This window comes from Rhizobium sp. BR 315, from assembly GCF_050577975.1.
GTDB lineage: Bacteria > Pseudomonadota > Alphaproteobacteria > Rhizobiales > Rhizobiaceae > Rhizobium > Rhizobium miluonense.
Genome location: NZ_JARWKZ010000005.1, coordinates 250,051 through 268,168 on the forward strand (window position 1 = coordinate 250,051; position 18,118 = coordinate 268,168).

The 18,118-nt window shown below is 59.8% G+C and carries 15 protein-coding genes; 7 read left to right on the plus strand and 8 right to left on the minus strand.

Going from position 1 to position 18,118, the window contains the following annotated elements; all coding sequences use genetic code 11:
* Positions 1 to 465: 465 nt before the first annotated feature.
* The gene (locus QD409_RS08910; RefSeq protein WP_430762480.1) at positions 466 to 1,368 is read left to right on the plus strand and encodes a hypothetical protein; all 903 of its coding nucleotides are present in this window, start codon (positions 466 to 468) and stop codon (positions 1,366 to 1,368) included.
* On the opposite strand, the gene QD409_RS08915 is transcribed toward QD409_RS08910, so the two are convergent.
* The gene (locus tag QD409_RS08915; RefSeq protein ID WP_092851007.1) at positions 1,349 to 1,801 is read right to left on the minus strand and encodes a GatB/YqeY domain-containing protein; all 453 of its coding nucleotides are present in this window, start codon (positions 1,799 to 1,801) and stop codon (positions 1,349 to 1,351) included. The genes QD409_RS08910 and QD409_RS08915 overlap by 20 nt on opposite strands.
* Positions 1,802 to 2,109: 308 nt before the next feature.
* Here QD409_RS08915 and carA point away from each other — a divergent pair, with 308 nt between their 5' ends.
* A complete protein-coding gene (gene carA, locus QD409_RS08920) occupies positions 2,110 to 3,318 on the plus strand; it encodes a glutamine-hydrolyzing carbamoyl-phosphate synthase small subunit (protein ID WP_430762481.1) in 1,209 nt (402 codons plus the stop codon).
* 219 nt (positions 3,319 to 3,537) lie between these two features.
* Here carA and QD409_RS08925 read toward each other — a convergent pair whose 3' ends face one another.
* The 4 genes from QD409_RS08925 to QD409_RS08940 all read right to left on the minus strand — a co-directional run bounded on the left by QD409_RS08925 (position 3,538) and on the right by QD409_RS08940 (position 8,077).
* On the minus strand, positions 3,538 to 4,110 hold the full coding sequence (locus QD409_RS08925; RefSeq protein ID WP_430762482.1) for an EVE domain-containing protein: 573 nt from the start codon (positions 4,108 to 4,110) through the stop codon (positions 3,538 to 3,540).
* Between the two features lie 94 nt (positions 4,111 to 4,204).
* Positions 4,205 to 5,602: an MATE family efflux transporter gene (locus tag QD409_RS08930; protein WP_092851020.1), complete on the minus strand. Its 1,398-nt coding sequence runs from the start codon at positions 5,600 to 5,602 to the stop codon at positions 4,205 to 4,207.
* Between the two features lie 148 nt (positions 5,603 to 5,750).
* Positions 5,751 to 7,007 carry a TCR/Tet family MFS transporter gene (locus QD409_RS08935; RefSeq protein ID WP_430762483.1) on the minus strand — a complete coding sequence of 419 codons (1,257 nt, stop codon included), beginning with the start codon at positions 7,005 to 7,007 and terminating at the stop codon, positions 5,751 to 5,753.
* Between the two features lie 158 nt (positions 7,008 to 7,165).
* Positions 7,166 to 8,077, minus strand: coding sequence for a LysR family transcriptional regulator (locus QD409_RS08940; RefSeq protein WP_430762484.1), 912 nt, complete (start codon positions 8,075 to 8,077; stop codon positions 7,166 to 7,168).
* Positions 8,078 to 8,200: 123 nt separating this feature from the next.
* Here QD409_RS08940 and QD409_RS08945 point away from each other — a divergent pair, with 123 nt between their 5' ends.
* Complete coding sequence (locus tag QD409_RS08945; RefSeq protein ID WP_430762485.1) at positions 8,201 to 9,166, plus strand: aldo/keto reductase; 966 nt, start codon at positions 8,201 to 8,203, stop codon at positions 9,164 to 9,166.
* Positions 9,167 to 9,245: 79 nt separating this feature from the next.
* Here the strand turns inward: QD409_RS08945 and ypfJ are convergent, their stop codons facing one another.
* Positions 9,246 to 10,166: a KPN_02809 family neutral zinc metallopeptidase gene (gene ypfJ / locus QD409_RS08950; RefSeq protein WP_430762486.1), complete on the minus strand. Its 921-nt coding sequence runs from the start codon at positions 10,164 to 10,166 to the stop codon at positions 9,246 to 9,248.
* 93 nt (positions 10,167 to 10,259) lie between these two features.
* Positions 10,260 to 10,751 (minus strand): DUF2306 domain-containing protein, encoded by a 492-nt coding sequence (locus QD409_RS08955; protein ID WP_430762487.1) that lies wholly within the window; start codon positions 10,749 to 10,751, stop codon positions 10,260 to 10,262.
* Positions 10,752 to 10,837: 86 nt separating this feature from the next.
* Here QD409_RS08955 and QD409_RS08960 point away from each other — a divergent pair, with 86 nt between their 5' ends.
* The 4 genes from QD409_RS08960 (at position 10,838) to QD409_RS08975 (ending at position 17,179) form a co-directional block, all read left to right on the plus strand.
* The gene (locus tag QD409_RS08960; RefSeq protein ID WP_430762488.1) at positions 10,838 to 11,662 is read left to right on the plus strand and encodes a LytTR family DNA-binding domain-containing protein; all 825 of its coding nucleotides are present in this window, start codon (positions 10,838 to 10,840) and stop codon (positions 11,660 to 11,662) included.
* A 170-nt stretch (positions 11,663 to 11,832) separates the two neighbouring features.
* A complete protein-coding gene (gene carB, locus QD409_RS08965; RefSeq protein ID WP_430762489.1) occupies positions 11,833 to 15,318 on the plus strand; it encodes a carbamoyl-phosphate synthase large subunit in 3,486 nt (1,161 codons plus the stop codon).
* A gap of 298 nt (positions 15,319 to 15,616) precedes the next feature.
* Positions 15,617 to 16,093, plus strand: coding sequence for a transcription elongation factor GreA (gene greA, locus QD409_RS08970; protein ID WP_092851041.1), 477 nt, complete (start codon positions 15,617 to 15,619; stop codon positions 16,091 to 16,093).
* A 6-nt stretch (positions 16,094 to 16,099) separates the two neighbouring features.
* Complete coding sequence (locus QD409_RS08975; protein WP_430762490.1) at positions 16,100 to 17,179, plus strand: glycosyltransferase family 4 protein; 1,080 nt, start codon at positions 16,100 to 16,102, stop codon at positions 17,177 to 17,179.
* A gap of 35 nt (positions 17,180 to 17,214) precedes the next feature.
* Here QD409_RS08975 and QD409_RS08980 read toward each other — a convergent pair whose 3' ends face one another.
* Positions 17,215 to 18,117 carry a glycosyl transferase gene (locus QD409_RS08980; protein ID WP_430762491.1) on the minus strand — a complete coding sequence of 301 codons (903 nt, stop codon included), beginning with the start codon at positions 18,115 to 18,117 and terminating at the stop codon, positions 17,215 to 17,217.
* Position 18,118 lies beyond the last annotated feature (1 nt).

An 18,118-nucleotide genomic window follows, 5' to 3' on the forward strand; every position in this document is an offset into this window, starting at 1 on the left:
CGCTGGCGCGGGATACCAGCTGCCGGCGAACATGAGGATCCCTGCCCTTGCGGCAGGCGTTAAGGTTCAAATGCCCGGACTGCCGTCGCAGACGTTGGCTCTGCCTCGGAATTCAGGATTTTCGGTTAGATTCAGCAGATACTCAGGTGGGGCACCATCCCTACCCCCGGCGCCGCCCCACCTGAGTGCCTTTGCAATAGACGTTTGATTTTTGGGCCCCACCCTGCGTCATCAAACGCCTGCAAAGCGCAAGAAGGCAGGAGCTCCCCCAGCTCCTGCCTTCTCTAATTTGCGGCAATGACAACGACGAACATCCTTCATGTGGGATATCGTCTCATCTTGCCCGCCGCCATCTTGACGTAGTCAATACGATCTATATTTTTTTAGAATATTAAGATATACAATCTTGGCGTTCATTCTCTTCGGACAATCTGGAATTTTGTTCAGTTCATCGGAGACGGCTGCATGTCTTTATCCGCAAAAGAACTTGCTCAAGACCCCAATTTTTTCGCCGAACTTCTGAATTATACGCGAGAGATCCTCGCCACGTACAATCAGAATCAGCGAATATGCTCCGTCTTCGCTTCGCAGCAGCGCTGGCTGATGGCGCTCGCCGGTTTCGGATTATTCTATGGCGGCATCGACGGAGAGCAGCCGGGCCTCCATGCGAACCGCTTCGCCACCTATGTGGTCGAGCACGAGATCGCCAGCCACAACACCGCGCTGAGCTTCTTGCAGCAAATGCTGGCCGAAGGGTTTTTGCGCTATCTGCCCGTCACGACGGATCGCCGCGCGCGGCCAATGGAGCCGACCGAAGAAGCCGTCCAGCAGCTGGCGAAATGGTTGACCATTCATCTCTCGGTGTTGGACCGGCTGGACGGCGGCCGGCGCAGCGCCATGTTCGCCAAACGCCCTGAGCTCATTGCCGCCTTGCAACCCGCCATTTCGGCCGGCATCGTCAACAGCGACGATCTACGCCATCCGGGAGATACGTTCGATCTGTTCACATGGGTCAATTCCGGCGGCGTCATCATGGATTATCTAATTTCACGCGTCGGGCTGGTCGACGCGGCAACTCAAAGAGTTGTGGTCGGGCGGATTGCCTTCACCGACATTTGTCGCCGCTTTCTCATTTCCAGAACACATGCAAAGCGGCTGATGATCAGAGCCGCGAGAATGCAAAGCATCGGATGGACGGGCTCTTCGGGACGAAGCCAGCTTTGGCTTTCATACGGTTTCATCCAGGAATACCGGAACTATCAGGCGGAGAAATTCGCCATCATGGACGCCGCCTGGAGAAACGCCTTCGGCTCGCCGCAAATCCGCGCGCCGAAGGCGAAACAGGTTTTTACTTCAGCAGTTCCTTGAGAATACCCGAAGCCTTGGCGAAATCCATCTGCCCGGCATAACGCTCGCGCAGAGCAGCCACGCACTTGCCCATATCCTTCAGGCCCTGTGCGCCGAGTTCGGCAACGATTGCAACGCAGATCTCGCGCACCTTCTCTTCGGAAAGCTGCTCGGGCATGAAGCCCTGAATGACGCCGATCTCCTCGCGCTCCTTGCTGGCCAGCTCGGGACGGCCGCCCTCGACATAGATTTTCTCCGACTCTTCCCGCTGCTTGATCATCTTGGCGAGCAACTGCAGGATTTCGTCCTCGCTCGCCGGCTCCTTGCCGAGACCGCGATTGGCGATGTCCTTGTCCTTGATAGCGGCAAGGATGAGACGCACGGTCGAAAGCCTCGCCGCATCCTTGGCCTTCATGGCGTCCTTCTGGGCGTTGGAAAGGGTTTCGCGGATCATGTCTGTAACTCCTTGAAGCAGGCCGGCGACGATCGCCCGCCCCCTTATTTCATCTTGCCTGTCTCATAGACCATCAGCGCCGATCAATGCAATTGCGCGCGGCCCGCCAAAACGAGGCAAATTCCCTGACGCGAAAGCAAAAGCGTGCATTGACCGGCTCGCCTTGTTTAGCTATGTCCATCACCTGCACATTAGATCGATATGAAGATCTCAAGCCGCGACCTCGGTCGCCGGCTGTACCTTGCTACAAACATGGCGGAAGCCACGGCCTCTTCAAGGCCGCGCATGACGCCGGAAACGGGATGACTATGACCGCGACAGCCCCATGGACCACCGAAAAGCCAACTGCTCTTCTCGTTCTCGCCGATGGCACCGTCATCGAAGGCAAGGGCATCGGCGCGACCGGCAAGGTCCAGGCCGAAGTCTGCTTCAACACCGCGCTGACGGGATATGAGGAGATCCTGACCGATCCTTCCTATCTCGGCCAGATCGTCACCTTCACCTTCCCTCATATCGGCAATGTCGGCACGAACGAGGAAGACGTCGAGGACCTGACGCCGGCTGCACGCCACGGCGCGGTCGGCATGATCTTCAAAGCCGACATCACCGATCCATCGAACTATCGCGCCGCCAAGCATCTCGACCAATGGCTGAAAGCTCGCGGCATCATCGGCCTCAGTGGCATCGACACCCGCGCCCTCACCGCCTGGATCCGCGAAAACGGCATGCCGAACGGCGTGATCGCCCATGATCCGAACGGCGTCTTCGACATCGAGCAGCTGAAGGCGGATGCGAAGGCCTGGAGCGGCCTCGAAGGCCTCGACCTCGCGAAGGTCGCCTCCTCCGGCCAGTCTTCGCAGTGGTCGCAGACACCCTGGGTCTGGAACGAAGGCTACGGCGAACTGAATGCTGCCGACGCCAAGTATCACGTCGTCTGCCTCGACTACGGCGTCAAGCGCAACATCCTGCGTCTCTTCGCCGGCCTCGATTGCAAGGTCACCGTCCTGCCGGCGACCGCTTCGACCGACGAAGTGCTCGGCCTCAAGCCGGATGGCATCTTCCTTTCCAACGGCCCCGGCGACCCGGCTGCGACCGGCGAATATGCCGTACCCGTCATCAAGGACCTGCTGAAGACCGAAATCCCGCTGTTCGGCATCTGCCTCGGCCACCAGATGCTCGGCCTTGCGCTCGGCGCCAAGACGGCGAAGATGCATCAGGGCCATCACGGCGCCAACCATCCGGTCAAGGACTATACGACGGGCAAGGTCGAGATCGTTTCGATGAACCACGGTTTCGCTGTCGACTCGAGCTCGCTGCCGGAAGGCGTTGAGGAGACTCACGTTTCGCTTTTCGACGGCAGCAATTGCGGCCTGCGCGTCTCCGGCAAGCCGGTCTTCTCGGTGCAGCATCACCCGGAAGCGTCTCCCGGCCCGCAGGACAGCCACTATCTCTTCCGCCGCTTCGTCAATCTGGTGCGCGAGAAGAAGGGCGAATCGGCCCTGGCGGAACGCGCCTGATAACGTCGATCACTTAATCGCATGAGAAAAGCCCCGGATTGATAACCAATCCGGGGCTTTTCTCTTTGTGCGTCAAGTTGGGAAGTCTCTTCGTCACATCGGTTCAGCTTGCTGACACTTGGAGCAATTCTAGGAAAAGTGCATAGCGGTTTCCGTCCGGAATTGCTTGAAAACAAAAGGATAGAGCGTTTTCGCGCTTCGAAGAAAAGCGGAAAGGCTCTAGGCCTGCAGGCGGCGCTGCTTGACCACTTCAAGCTCACTCATCAGGATTTCCTCGAGAAACTCGAAGTCGGATTGTCCGAACTCAACGAGGCCGAACCTCAACTTGTAGCCCCAGTTCCTGTCCTGAGTGAAATCGAGCCAGCCCAAAAGAGGACGAAGCGGCTGCTCGGGCGCGTCCAGCCAATCCACATCCTTGCGATAGGCTTTTCCGCATGCCATCTCGGCAAGATAAGGCTCACCCTCACGGACAAAGCCGATGGCGGTAAAGCTCTGGAAGCCGTCTCTTTCACCCATTTTGACAGATGGGGAGTAGTAGACGATGCCGTCGCCCGGTTTGATACGCTTCAAAGGGGCTCGCTTGCCGTGGTTCACCTGCATGAAGCCATGCTTGCGCCCAAGGCGTACATGCTCGGCGCTAGCCACTGCCAGCCAATAGGATCTTCGCTCCGGCTCAGCCCGCCGGGACGATGTATTGGCGTGCGGGAAAAGGCGCACCGTAGCGCCTTGCCGGATGGTGTCTTCCCGCGGGAAAAGCGCGGCATCGGTACGATCGCTTGCGTTGAATGTCATGGTCGGCTCCCGTCTTTGGTATGAGACAAATATAGACGACCATGCTGTCAATTTTTGTCAGCAGTCTTGCGAACTGACGACAGACTTTCCGACGTCAGGCGGCGGCCTTCTCCGAACGCACTAGAATGTAGAAGCGCGTGCACAGCATCGCGGCCGCCGAGCCTAGGCCGAGCAGGAAGCCGAACCATATGCCGATGCCGCCGAATTGGAGCGGGAATGCCAGCAGCCAAGCCAGGAAGAAGCCGATCGGCCAATAGGCGATCAACGCCATGATCATCGGCACGCGAGCATCCTTCAGGCCGCGCAGCAGGCCGCTGGCGATCGACTGTAGGCCATCGACCAGCTGAAACAGACCCGCCACGACGATCAGCGGCGCTGCATAGGCAAGTACCTTCGGCGCGTCGGCGGAGGTGACATCCAGGAACCAGCTTCCGAACCATGTCGGCATGGTCGCGAACAGGATACTGCCAAGGAGCGAGATGCAGCTCGAAACGACGAGTACGACGATCGCCGCACGCTTCAGACCAAGATGATCGCCCTGCCCGTGCGCGACACCGACCCGTACCGTCGCGGCCTGGCTGAGCCCAAGCGGGATCATGAAGGCAATCGACGCCCATTGCAGCGCAATACCATGCGCTGCAAGCTCGATCGTGCCGATCTGCCCCATCAGCAACGACGCCGCCGTGAACAGGCTGACTTCGGCGAGAACCGTGACGCTGATCGGGAAACCGAGACGGATCACGTCCCACAAGGCATGCCAATCGGGGCGCCAGAAGCGGACGAAAATCTCATAGCGGCGCGTATCCTCATGGGCTTGAACATAAGCGACGATGAAGAAGAAGCCGGCCGTCTGCACCGCGACCGACACGATTGCTGCACCGTGCAGCCCCATCGCCGGCAGGCCGAAATGGCCGAGCACGAGGATGTAGGCAAGCACCGCATTCATGACGAGCATGGCAATGGTGACCTTGAGGATGATACCGGCGCGGCCGATGGCGCTCACCAAGGCGCGGATGACATTGTAGAGCAGCCCGGGCAACAGGGCGAAATGGCCGATATCGATATAGCCGCTGGCCAGCCGTGCTACATCCGGCTTCTGCCCGGCCGCCAGAAGGATCTGCTCGGAATAGAAGAAGGCAGGCTGCGCGATGAGCCAATAGGCCGTCACGACCCACAGGCCCATGCGCAGGGCTCGGCGAACCGAAGCCACATCCCCCTGACCATAGGCCTGCGCCACCAGCGGCACCACGGCAATGGAGAAGCCCGAACCGAAAATAAGAATCGTGAACAGGAACTGAGCGGCGAGCACCATGGCAGCGAGCTGCTCGGCACCGAGCCGGCCAACGATCATCACGTCTGTGGTGTTGATGCCGAGCTGCGCCAATTGCGCGCCAATCAGCGGTATGCCGAGCGCAAGAGTTGCACGAATATGTGCAGACCACGAATTATTGTTGTCATGCGCGAGCGGGCGCGCAGCGAACGGCATATCCATCACGAAAACTCGATCTTTTGAAACGCGCAAACCGCCCTACCAATGCGTGCGCGAGCTTGCGGCATTATCGCAACTTAGGGCAAAAAGCCAGTCGGCAAGACCGAAGTGCTAAAGAATTCATCATACCATCAAAATATATGATGAAATTCTAGGCTGCCTCTCCGGCTTCCGATTGTGCAACCGTCGTCGGCACGGTCTTGCGGACCTTCGTCAGCAGCACCACGAGAGATATGGCAATCAGAATTGCGCTCATGATAAATGGCGCGCCGGCAAAGACCACAGGTGCCGTCGGCGCAGTATAGAAGCTAAATAGATACGGGAACAACAAAGGCCCGACAATTGCCGTGATACTCGTCAGGCTGCCAAGCGCGCCCTGTAGCTCGCCCTGCGCCGAAGGCGGAACCTTGCTGGCAGCGATGGAGCGAAGCGGCGCATCTGCGACATTTTCGATAACGGTCAGGACAACGACCGCATAGACCATCCAGCCCTGCCAAGCGAAAGCGTAGCCCATCAGCCCGAGGCAGGAGAACGCGAGCCCAAGCAACGCAGTCTTCCACTCACCGAGCACGGGCACCAATCGAGGCAGGACGAGGCCCATGACGATCGCCGCGCCGATACCGTATACGCCAAGGGAAAAGCCGATTTCTCCTTCGCTCCAATTATAGCGATAGGAGGTGACGAAAGCCCAAACCGCCGGATAGACGCCATGCGCCAGCCAGTTCAGGAACATCACGACGCAGACCCAGCCGATGCCATGATAACGCCGTATCTGCCTGAGCGCGCCGAGCGGATTGGCGCGCCGAATGTCGAACGGCCGGCGATTCTTAGCGTCCAGCGTTTCCGGCAGTAGGAAATAGGCGCCTACGAAATTCAAAAATGCCAAAGCAGCAGCGCCATAGAAGGGGACGCGCGGACCGAATTCGCCGAGAAAACCGCCAATGACCGGCCCAAGCACGAAGCCGACGCCGAAAGCCATGCCGATCAGGCCGAAATTCTTCGCCCGGTTCTCGTCATTGCTGATATCGGCGATATAGGCCGAGCAGGTCGAGAAGCTCGCGCCGCTGATACCGGCGAGAATGCGGCCGACGAACAGCATCCAGTAGGAACCGGCGATGGCGCAGATGAAATTGTCGATCGCAAACGTCAGCACCGAAGCGAGCAGCAGCGGACGGCGACCGAAGCGATCGCTCAGATTGCCGATCAGCGGCGAAAACAGAAACTGCATTGCGGCGTAGGCCAGCAGCAGCCAGCCGCCTTCCGTGGCGGCGGCGCTGACGGACGCGCCGGTCAGCTCTTCCAGATATTTCGGCATGACCGGCATGATGATCGCAATGCCGATGACGTCGAGGAAGAGGATGAGGAAGACGAGGAACAAGCCGCGCCGTGCGAATTTCTGATCGATCATGGAGTTGCCTTTTAGGGCTCCGTCTCCATGAAAGAGACAGAACGTGAACGAAAAACGAGGATGTTCCCTTACATAAAGATTTTAGCCGAAACAATCCGTGAACGCTTCAATCTTATTGATTTATCGACGGGTTTTTTTGATCTTTGGGCCTGCGGCGTCTATCTGTCGCGGCTGCGCCGCTGCTCGAGATTGAGGAAATCGACGAAGGCCCGCAGCGGCGCCGGCATGTGTCTACGGCTGGCATAGTAAAGAAACGGGCCGGAAAACGCCGTGTCCCACTCTTCAAGGATCGGCACCAGTTCACCTCTAGCGATCTGCGGCGCGAGGAACTCCCGAAAGGTTCGGATGATGCCGAGGCCGGCAACGGCCGCACTGCGCTCGATCTCGATCGAATTCGTGGCAACGACCATCGAGGGAGCGATGAAGATCGTCTCTCCGTTCCTTTCGAACTCCCAGGGCGCGATCGATCCGCTCAGGAACCGATGGCGGATGCAGCGATGCTCAAGTATGTCGCGTGGATGCTGCGGGGCGCCGTTTGTGGCGAGATAGGCCGGTGCGGCCGCGGTGATGTAATGTTGTTGACGCGGCCCGATCGGCACGGCGATCATGTCCTTTTCCAGCCTCTCGTCGTAGCGAACTCCTGCATCATATCCGGCCGCTACCACATCGATGAAACTGTCTTCGGCGACGACTTCGACGGAGATTGCTGGGTATTGCTTCAGAAAACGGCTAATAATATCGGGCATGACGACGATGGCGGCGACGGTCGGCACATTCAGCCGTAAAGTCCCGCCGACGCTGTCGCGGAAGCTGTTGATATCATCGAGCGCCACGGCGATCTCGCTCATGGCGGGCGTCAGGCGTTCCATCAATCGCTCCCCCGCCTCCGTCGGCGTCACGCTTCGGGTCGTGCGATTGAGCAGCCGAACCGCCAGTCGCTCCTCCAGCCGGCGGACGGCCTCGCTCAAGGACGAGGCGGAAACGCCACGCTTGCGAGCCGCTTCACGAAAGCTGCGCTCACGGGCAACGGCAGTGAAGGCGACAAGATCGGCCAGCGGCAAGTCATCCATTGTGCGAAATTCCAAACAACCCGTTTTAATTTACTTAGATTATCGCACAGAGATCAATGGAGTAAAACAGTGTCGACATAGGCTTCTGCAGATGAGAGCGCGCCTGCGCGAGGGAGAATGACGATGGAAAAGCATCAATTGGGAAAGACCGGACCGCAGGTATCGGCCCTGGGGCTCGGCTGCATGGGGATGTCGGGCATGTATGGCCCGTCCGATCGCGCCGAGAGCATCGCGACCATCCATGCGGCGCTCGATGCCGGCATCAACCTGCTGGATACAGGCGATTTCTATGGCATGGGCCATAATGAGATGCTGATCAGCGAAGCCATCAAGGGGTTGAGGCGGGACGATTTCCTGCTCAGCGTCAAGTTCGGCGCCCTGCGCGATCCCGCCGGCGCCTGGCTCGGCTACGATGCGCGGCCGGCCGCGATCAAGAACTTTGTCGCCTATTCGCTGCAGCGTCTCGGTGTCGATCACATCGACATCTACCGCCCTGCCCGCCTCGACCCGAAGGTGCCGATCGAAGACCAGATCGGCACGATATCGGATCTCATAAAGGCAGGTTACATCAGGCATATCGGCCTGTCGGAAGTGGGTGCGGATACCATCCGCCGCGCAGCCGCCGTCCACCCGATCGTCGACCTGCAGATCGAATATTCGCTGATGTCGCGCGGCATCGAGGGTAAGATTCTACCGACCTGCCGCGAACTCGGCATCGGCATCACCGCCTATGGCGTCCTCTCACGCGGCCTCATCAGCGGCCATTGGCAGAAGGACAGTGCACAGAAAGGCGATTTCCGCGCCATGAGCCCACGTTTTCAGGCTGGAAATGTCGAAAGGAACCTGGAGCTGGTGGAGGCCCTGCGAGAGATCGCGGAGACGAAAGGCGCCAGCGTCGCCCAGATCGCAATCGCCTGGGTCGCAGCCCAGGGCAAGGAGATCGTCCCGGTCATCGGCGCTCGCCGTCGTGACCGTCTCACGGAAGCGCTGGGTGCATTGTCGGTCAAATTGTCGGAAGCCGATATGGCTGCGATCGAACGTGCGATCCCCAAAGATGCCGCCGCCGGCGGCCGCTATCCCGAAGCGTAGCTCTCGCATCTCGACAGCGAGAGGTAACAAGTTGACCACGCTGCCCGCTCGCCGGTGTTCCGGGAGCGGGCAAGCAAGATCAGACCGGATTACTTAGCGTATCGCAATCGCTGAGCTTGCCGGAATCGAAGCCCTTCTTGAACCACTTCACACGCTGGGCCGAGGTGCCATGGTTGAAGCTGTCGGGAACGACATAGCCCTGCGTACGCTTCTGCAGCGTATCGTCGCCGATCTGCTGGGCGGCGTTCAGCGCCTCCTCAAGATCGCCAGCCTGCAATATGCCCTTCTGCTGCGTGAACTTGCCCCAGATGCCGGCAAAACAATCGGCCTGCAGCTCGATGCGCACTGACATCTTGTTGGCATCCACCTCGCTCATGGTGCGGCGGGCCTGGTTGAACTTCGGCAGGATGCCGAGCTGATCCTGAACATGGTGGCCGACTTCATGCGCCACGACATAGGCCTGCGCGAAATCACCGGCCGCACCGAACTGATCCTTCATCTGCTTGAAGAAAGCCATGTCGAGATAGACCTTCTGATCGCTCGGACAATAGAAGGGGCCGGTCGCGGCCGAAGCCTGTCCGCAAGCCGAAGGGAAGCTGCCGGAAAACAGCACCAATTTCGGGTCCGTGTAGGTCTTCCCCATCGACTTGAAGATGCCCGTCCAGGTATCCTCGGTATCGGCGAGAACCGTCGCGACGAACTGCTTCATCTCGTCATTGGCCGGCTGGCCGCCGCTGCCACTCGAGGTGCTCTGCTGATATCCGGAGCCGCCGCCCTCCAGCACACCAGTCTGCTGCAGCAGGCCCATGACATCGACGCCCATGGCTCTCAGGATCAGGAAGATCACGGCAAGGACGATGATGGTGCGAAAGCTCAAACCGCCTCCGCCTATGCCGCCGCCGGGAAAACGAAAGCCACCGCCCCCCGTACCGCCGCCGATCGGCGATGAGCCGCGTTCGTCCTCGATATTGTCGGATTGCCGACGCCCCTTCCAATCCATAGTGCACCTCCTGGCGATGCCTAAAATCAAAGTCCCTTGAGGCATTTATATATCCAGGAAGGCGGACAAAGCCAGTTGGCTATCGACAGAAGATCAGGTTAAGCGGCGGCGGTGCCACAATTCTTTGGACACAGCCCAGAGAAGAACGAGCGCAATAGCTGCCAGGACAGCAAAGGGTGCAATTTCGTCGCCGGTAAAAACTATCCTGTTCATCATGCGGCCTGGAATGAACGTAAATATCCCAGCGCCGACGATCCCGCCGAAATAGAGGCCTCTGACGATCCGTTTATGTGCCTTGATATTGTGATTGCGGGCATTGACGATGGCTCCCCAGCAACCGAAGAGAACGTATAGCGAGAGCAGATGAATGGGGCTGAAGCCGTAGAACATGTTGATCTGGTGAATGAAGAAGCTCGACAGCGCCGTGATCACCATCAGGCACAGCCATATCTTGCCGAGCAGGCGATGCCCCGGCGTGCCCTTGGGTCTCAGTAGAAGATAAGCGCCAAGCAAGGCAGCCGGAACGACCGCCGCAACGTGGACCTGAATTGCGATCGGGGCATTAAGAAGCGGCTCGAAAGTCATGGTGGGGATCCGGTTGAGTTTGCCGAGCCTTTCCGCGATATTGTTGTTCTCTCAATCGAAATTGCGCGGAAGAACGGGAAAAATTCGTGGATCACACCTTTCTGCAATCCACGCTTCGCGAACTGCAGGTCGTCTGGCGCTCGCCGCGGCTCTGGGCAACCTTCGTTATCGTCGTCCTGATCTTCGCCGTAACCGGCCCCTACGGCACGTTTGCACAGCTGAGGCCTGGAGCGCGGCTCGGCTATTGGCTCGTCCTTCATGCCATGGCCTGGTCCATAGCAATCCTTTTCTCGGTTGTGGCCGAAGTCATCCTGCGCAAATGGATCTTGAGCATGTTCGCCCGGATGATGACGGGATCGATCATTGCCGCGCTGCCGATCGGCTTCGGCATCTCGCTCGTCGATCTGGCATTCTTCGGTACCGCGCCCACCGTGACGGGCAGCTTGCATCAATCGCTCACGTCAATACCGCTTTGCCTGCTTTTCTGTTTCCTCGCCTATATGACGATGCACCAGCAGATCGCGATTGCAGCCGAAGCACCAAACGACGAGAAGCTGGCGCCTGACCCCATAACGACGTCCGAGATAAAGGCGCTGCCCGCGCAAGCACCGATCCTGTCGCGCCTGAAGCCGGAAAATCGGGGAGCGCTCGTAAGGCTCGCCGTGCGGGATCATTATACCGAGGTTGTCACCAGCCGCGGCCGCGAACTCGTCCTCTTGCGCTTTGGCGATGCACTGATGGAACTTGGCGACACCGAAGGCATGCGCCTGCATCGATCACACTGGATAGCAACATGCCATGTCGCCGGGTTGAGACGCGATAACGGCAAGCTTTTCGTCGTTGCGCGTGACGGCACCGAAATGCCCGTGAGCCGCTCCTATGCCGAGGCGGTCCGCCGCCGTTTCGGCTAGCGGAGGCAAAGCATGCAGGATTCATGTCGATTCCGCGATTTATGGGGTTCCGTTTGCAAATACATTTGCCTATAAGCCGCTTCTAGCCTGAAAAGACTTGTCCATGCGCCCCGGCCGGTGATCTCCCACCCTGGCCGGTTTTTCGCGCAACAAAAAACGGATGTGAGCCCATGCCGAAGCGCCAAGATATCAAATCGATCCTCATCATCGGCGCAGGGCCGATCGTCATCGGACAGGCTTGCGAATTCGACTATTCCGGCACGCAGGCCTGTAAGGCGCTCCGAGAGGAAGGCTACCGCGTCATCCTCGTCAACTCCAATCCGGCGACGATCATGACCGACCCGGGCCTGGCGGATGCGACCTATGTCGAGCCGATCACGCCTGAAGTCGTCGCCAAGATCATCGCCAAGGAGCGCCCGGATGCGCTGCTGCCGACCATGGGCGGCCAGACGGCACTCAACACCGCGCTGTCGCTGAAGCGCATGGGCGTACTCGACCGCTACAATGTCGAGATGATCGGCGCCAAGCCCGCCGCCATCGACATGGCCGAAGATCGTGCCCTCTTCCGCGAAGCCATGGCCCGTATCGGCCTGGAAACGCCGCGTTCGATGCTGGCGAACGCCACCGACATCAAGGATGCCGACCGCAAGACCCACGAGGCCGAGCGCAGCAAGCTCAAGGCTTCGCTCTCCGGCGCTGAACTCGACAAGGCGCTCGACGCGCTGGAAAACCAGTGGAACCTCGGCGAGAGCGACCGCAAGCAGCGCTACATGAGCCATGCCATCGCGGTCGCCGCGCAGGCGCTCGATCACGTCGGCCTGCCCGCCATTATCCGCCCGTCGTTCACGCTCGGCGGCACCGGCGGCGGCATCGCCTACAATCGCTCGGAATTCTTCGAGATCGTCGGCGGCGGCCTCGATGCCTCCCCTACCACGGAAGTGCTGATCGAAGAATCGGTTCTCGGCTGGAAGGAATTCGAGATGGAGGTCGTCCGCGACAAGGCGGACAATTGCATCATCATCTGCTCCATCGAAAACATCGACCCGATGGGCGTTCATACCGGCGACTCGATCACCGTCGCTCCGGCGCTGACGCTGACGGACAAAGAATACCAGATCATGCGTAACGCCTCGATCGCGGTCCTGCGCGAGATCGGCGTCGAAACCGGCGGCTCTAACGTGCAGTTCGCCGTCAATCCGCAGGATGGCCGCCTCGTCGTCATCGAAATGAACCCGCGCGTGTCGCGCTCCTCCGCCCTCGCCTCCAAGGCGACCGGCTTCCCGATCGCCAAGGTCGCGGCCAAGCTCGCCGTCGGCTACACGCTGGACGAACTGGAAAACGATATCACCGGCGGCGCAACCCCGGCCTCCTTCGAGCCGTCGATCGACTATGTCGTCACCAAGATCCCGCGCTTCGCCTTCGAGAAATTCCCGGGTGCCTCGCCGGTTCTGACCACGGCGATGAAATCGGTCGGAGAAGTCATGGCGATCGGCCGTACCTTTGCCGAATCGCTGCAGAAGGCGCTGCGCGGTCTGGAAACTGGCCTGACCGGCCTCGACGAGATCGAAATTCCCGGCACCGAGGAAGGCGAAGGTAGCCGCAACGCCATCCGCGCCGCCATCGGCACGCCGACGCCGGATCGCCTGCGCATGGTCGCTCAGGCGCTGCGCCTTGGCTTGAGCCCGGAAGAGGTGCACGAAGGCTGCAAGATCGACCCTTGGTTCATCGCTCAATTCAAGGCCATCGTCGACATGGAAGCCCGCATCCGCGAGCACGGCCTGCCGACCGACGAAGTCAATCTGCGCATGCTGAAGGCCATGGGCTTCTCCGACGCCCGCCTCGCGACCTTGACCGGCAAGCGCCCGAAAGAAGTGGCCGAACTCCGCAATTCGCTGAACGTACGCCCGGTCTTTAAGCGCATCGACACCTGCGCGGCCGAATTCGCCTCGCCGACCGCTTACATGTACTCGACCTACGAGACGCCTTTCGTCGGCGCCGCTCGTTCCGAAGCCCAGGTCTCCGACCGCAAGAAGGTCGTCATTCTCGGCGGCGGCCCGAACCGTATCGGCCAGGGCATCGAGTTCGACTATTGCTGCTGCCATGCCGCCTTCGCGCTGAAGGATGCTGGCTATGAAGCCATCATGATCAACTGCAACCCGGAAACGGTTTCGACCGACTACGACACCTCGGACCGGCTCTATTTCGAGCCGCTGACGGCCGAAGACGTGATTGAAATCCTGAAGATCGAGCAGCAAAATGGCGAAGTGGTCGGCGTCATCGTCCAGTTCGGCGGTCAGACTCCGCTGAAGCTGGCCGAAGCTCTGGAAAAGAACGGCATCCCGATCCTCGGCACCGCACCGGACGCGATCGACCTTGCCGAGGACCGCGACCGCTTCCAGAAGCTCTTGATGAAGCTCGACCTCAATCAGCCGAACAACGGTATCGCCTATTCGGTCGAGCAGGCACGCCTCGTCGCCTCCGAAATCGGCTTCCCGCTGGTCGTGCGCCCGTCCTACGTTCTCGGCGGCCGTGCCATGCAGATCCTCCATTCGGAAGGCCAGCTCCAGACTTATCTGCTCGACACGGTTCCCGAGCTGGTGCCGGAAGACATCAAGCAGCGCTATCCGAACGACAAAACCGGCCAGATCAACACGCTACTCGGCAAGAACCCGCTGCTGTTCGACAGCTACCTCGCCAATGCCATCGAAGTCGATGTCGACTGCCTCTCGGACGGCACCGACGTCTACGTCGCCGGCATCATGGAGCATATTGAAGAGGCCGGCATCCACTCCGGCGACTCCGCCTGCTCGCTGCCGCCGCGCACGCTCTCGCCTGCGATGCTCGATGAGCTGGAACGCCAGGCAAAGGCCATGGCCAAGGCGTTGAATGTCGGCGGCCTGATGAACGTCCAGTTCGCCATCAAGGACGACACAGTCTACGTGCTTGAAGTCAACCCGCGCGCCTCGCGTACGGTGCCCTTCGTCGCCAAGACCATCGGTGCGCCGATCGCCAAGATCGCCGCCCGTGTCATGGCCGGCGAAAAGCTGGATGCGACCTTTGCCGCCTACGGTGAAAAGCCGGATCCGCGCAAGCTGAAGCACATTGCCGTCAAGGAAGCCGTCTTCCCCTTCGCGCGCTTCCCCGGCGTCGACATTCTGCTCGGACCGGAAATGCGCTCGACCGGCGAAGTCATCGGCCTGGATACCGATTTTGCGCTGGCCTTCGCCAAGTCGCAGCTCGGCGCCGGCGTCGAACTGCCGCGTGACGGGACGGTCTTCGTTTCGGTCCGCGACGACGACAAGCCGCGTGTCCTGCCCGCCATCCGCATGCTGGCGGAACTGGGCTTCAAGGTACTCGCAACCGGCGGAACTCAGCGCTTCCTCGCCGAAAACGGCATCGAGGCCACCAAGATCAACAAGGTGCTTGAGGGACGTCCGCATATCGAGGACGCCATCCGCAACCGCCAGGTCCAGCTCGTTATCAACACGACCGACAGCAATAAAGCGATCTCGGATTCGAAATCTCTTCGCCGGGCGACGCTGATGCAGAAGGTACCCTACTACACCACGATGGCCGGTGCCGAAGCCGCAGCCATGGCGATCAAGGCGCTGAAGGCCGGAAACCTCGAGGTTCAGCCCCTACAGAACTACTTCTAATAGGTGGGATTTGTCGGGACGGATGTGAGCAGCGATAGCCGGCTCACATCCGCCGCGGCTTCATGAGGCCAGTACGACGATCATGAGTGCCACCCCCTCACCAAGAACAGGCGATCTGGCTTCAACGGAAGCGAGTGGGGAGCAGCACTCTTTTGAGCATCGAATCTTCTGGAAATCGGCTGTCGCAATCTGCTATAGATGACAAAATGATGGCTCTACTGGTTCCGAAGCACCCCTTCGGAACCTGTTTTCTTTTGTGTGTGCGGAAGAGCAGCGCAGGGACTGAAGGATAAGGAAAATGGTTGAAAAGGTACCGATGACGCAGAACGGGTTCGTCAAGCTGCAGGAAGAACTGCGCTGGCGTCAGCAGGAAGAGCGCCCGCGAATCATCGAGGCAATTGCGGAAGCTCGCGCCCATGGCGATCTCTCCGAAAACGCCGAGTACCATGCCGCCAAGGAAGCACAGAGCCACAATGAAGGCCGCATCGGCGAGCTGGAAGACCTGACAGCACGCGCCGAAGTCATCGACCTCACCAAGATGTCTGGCTCGAAGATCAAGTTCGGCGCCAAGGTGAAGCTCGTCGACGAAGATACCGAGGAAGAAAAGATCTATCAGATCGTCGGCGATCAGGAAGCCGACGTGAAGGCCGGCCGTATTTCCATCTCCTCGCCGATCGCACGCGCTCTCATCGGCAAGGAAGTCGGCGATTCCATCGAGGTCAATGCGCCAGGCGGCGCCAAGGCGTACGAAATCCTCTCCATCACCTGGGGCTGATTGCCGGTGCGCGATCGTGATTCAGCGCATGCCTCCGATCTCCGCGAGATCGAGATCATCGCGACGAATTTCAAACGCCGGTTGTCCGGCGTTACCTCGACGATCGTACAGCTCATCCCCAAGCAGATCGAGCTTGGCTATCATATAGCTACGCTCGGCCCCGGCCTGCCGGAGGATCTGCCCAAGCTCGGCTGGCGCAGGCTCCCAGGCCTCTGGGTAAAGCCCCGCCGGCATCGCAAGCGCGTCTGGCACGCCCGCCGCAACAACGAGATGCTGGTTGGCCTGCTGCTGCGCTCCGTCCTGCGCATGCCCCTGAAGCTGGTCTTCACTTCGGCGGCGCAGCGACACCACAGCGCCTATACGCGCTGGCTCATCCGCCATATGGACGCCGTCATCGCCACCAGCACGCGCTCCGGCAGTTTCTTGCTGGTGCCGCACACTGTCATTCAGCATGGCGTCGATCTCAATCGCTTTCATCCGCCGGAAACCCCTGACGATCGGATGGCCGCCACCGGCCTACCCGGCACCTATTTGATCGGTTGCTTCGGTCGTGTCCGGCATCAAAAAGGCACCGATCTTTTCGTCAAGGCGATGATAGAGCTTCTGCCGCGCTATCCGGATTGGACGGCGATTGTCTGCGGCCGGGTCACGGCTGAACATCGCGGCTTCGGCGAAGAACTGGAAAAAATGGTCACCGCCGCCGGCCTTTCCGACCGCATCCGCTTTATGGGCGAAGTCGATGACATCAAGCCGTGGTATCGCCGCGCGACCCTTTACGTCGCCCCTTCCCGCAACGAAGGTTTCGGGCTGACGCCGCTCGAAGCCATGGCGTCGCGCACCGCAGTCGTCGCTTCCGATGCCGGTGCCTATGCGGAGATGATCGTTCCGGGTGAAACCGGCGCCATCGTCCCTGCTGGGGACGGTGAAGCCCTGACCAGAGCTATCGGCTTCTACCTGGCCAATCCCGAGGAAGCACTGCGCCAGGGTGACAATGCCGTCCGCCATGTGCGCAGCGAATTTGCCTTGGAAAAGGAAGCGACTGCCATCGGAGACGTCTATCGGCAGCTGCTTGCCACAAACCGCTGAAGCAGCAGGTTGACGCCGAGGTCAAGCAGCATGCATCACGCCCTCAGCGCGAACCTGTCATCGTAGCCGAAATCATATTTCAACAACGCCGAAACCGGCGAATAGTTGACGAGCGAAACGCCACGCTCGACAGCCATTTTACGGGCGAGCACAAAATGCTCGACGATACGCCCCTCGGCCCGCGCAATGCCTGAGAAAGCGGTATTCCCGCTGGTTTCGTAGAAACGAGGCTCCCGGGCGTTCGAGATATCGATGCCCAGAAAACCGATCGTTCGATGCGCGCAATATAAGGCAAATTGCAGCGTCGATACCGCGACGGACCCACCAACGAAAACGCCGCGATCCGGCACGAGCGAAAGACCAGTGGAACCCGCCGCGTCCATCTGCACATATGGAAGCTTCTTGAGGTCTTCGAGCGAGCGGCGCCGAGCGCCATAAGGCCGGCGGATGTCATCGATCAAAATGACCGTCTTGTCCCCCAGCCAGCCTCTGTCGATCTCGCAAAGCGCACGCAACACGGAAACGGAAAATAGACAGAGCGAACCGGGGGCGATCTTCTCGCGCATCATATGGTTGTGTCGCCAGACGAAACGTTCGTCTTCGATTGCAACTGCCAGCGGTTCGCCGATCCGCTCCCCTGCCAGCCTTATCGCGCCGTTCAGAAGGATAGCAGTACCGGATTCGACGCCGCTGAGATCGCAATCGCGAATGGACGGTCCTGAGCCGACAATATAGATCATCTCGCCGGACTGTTCGCGCAACCGGTCCATTCCGACAAGACTGGCAACCTTGGCGCCGCGATAGCGCACGTAGCCCCTATCCTCTTTGCGAACGATGCTCAGTCCGGGAAACCAATCTTGGACATGGGCCAGCGAGCCGCCCAAGAACACACGTGTGCCGGACTTGATCAGCGATCGATGCCAGGGCCGGTGCGTCATC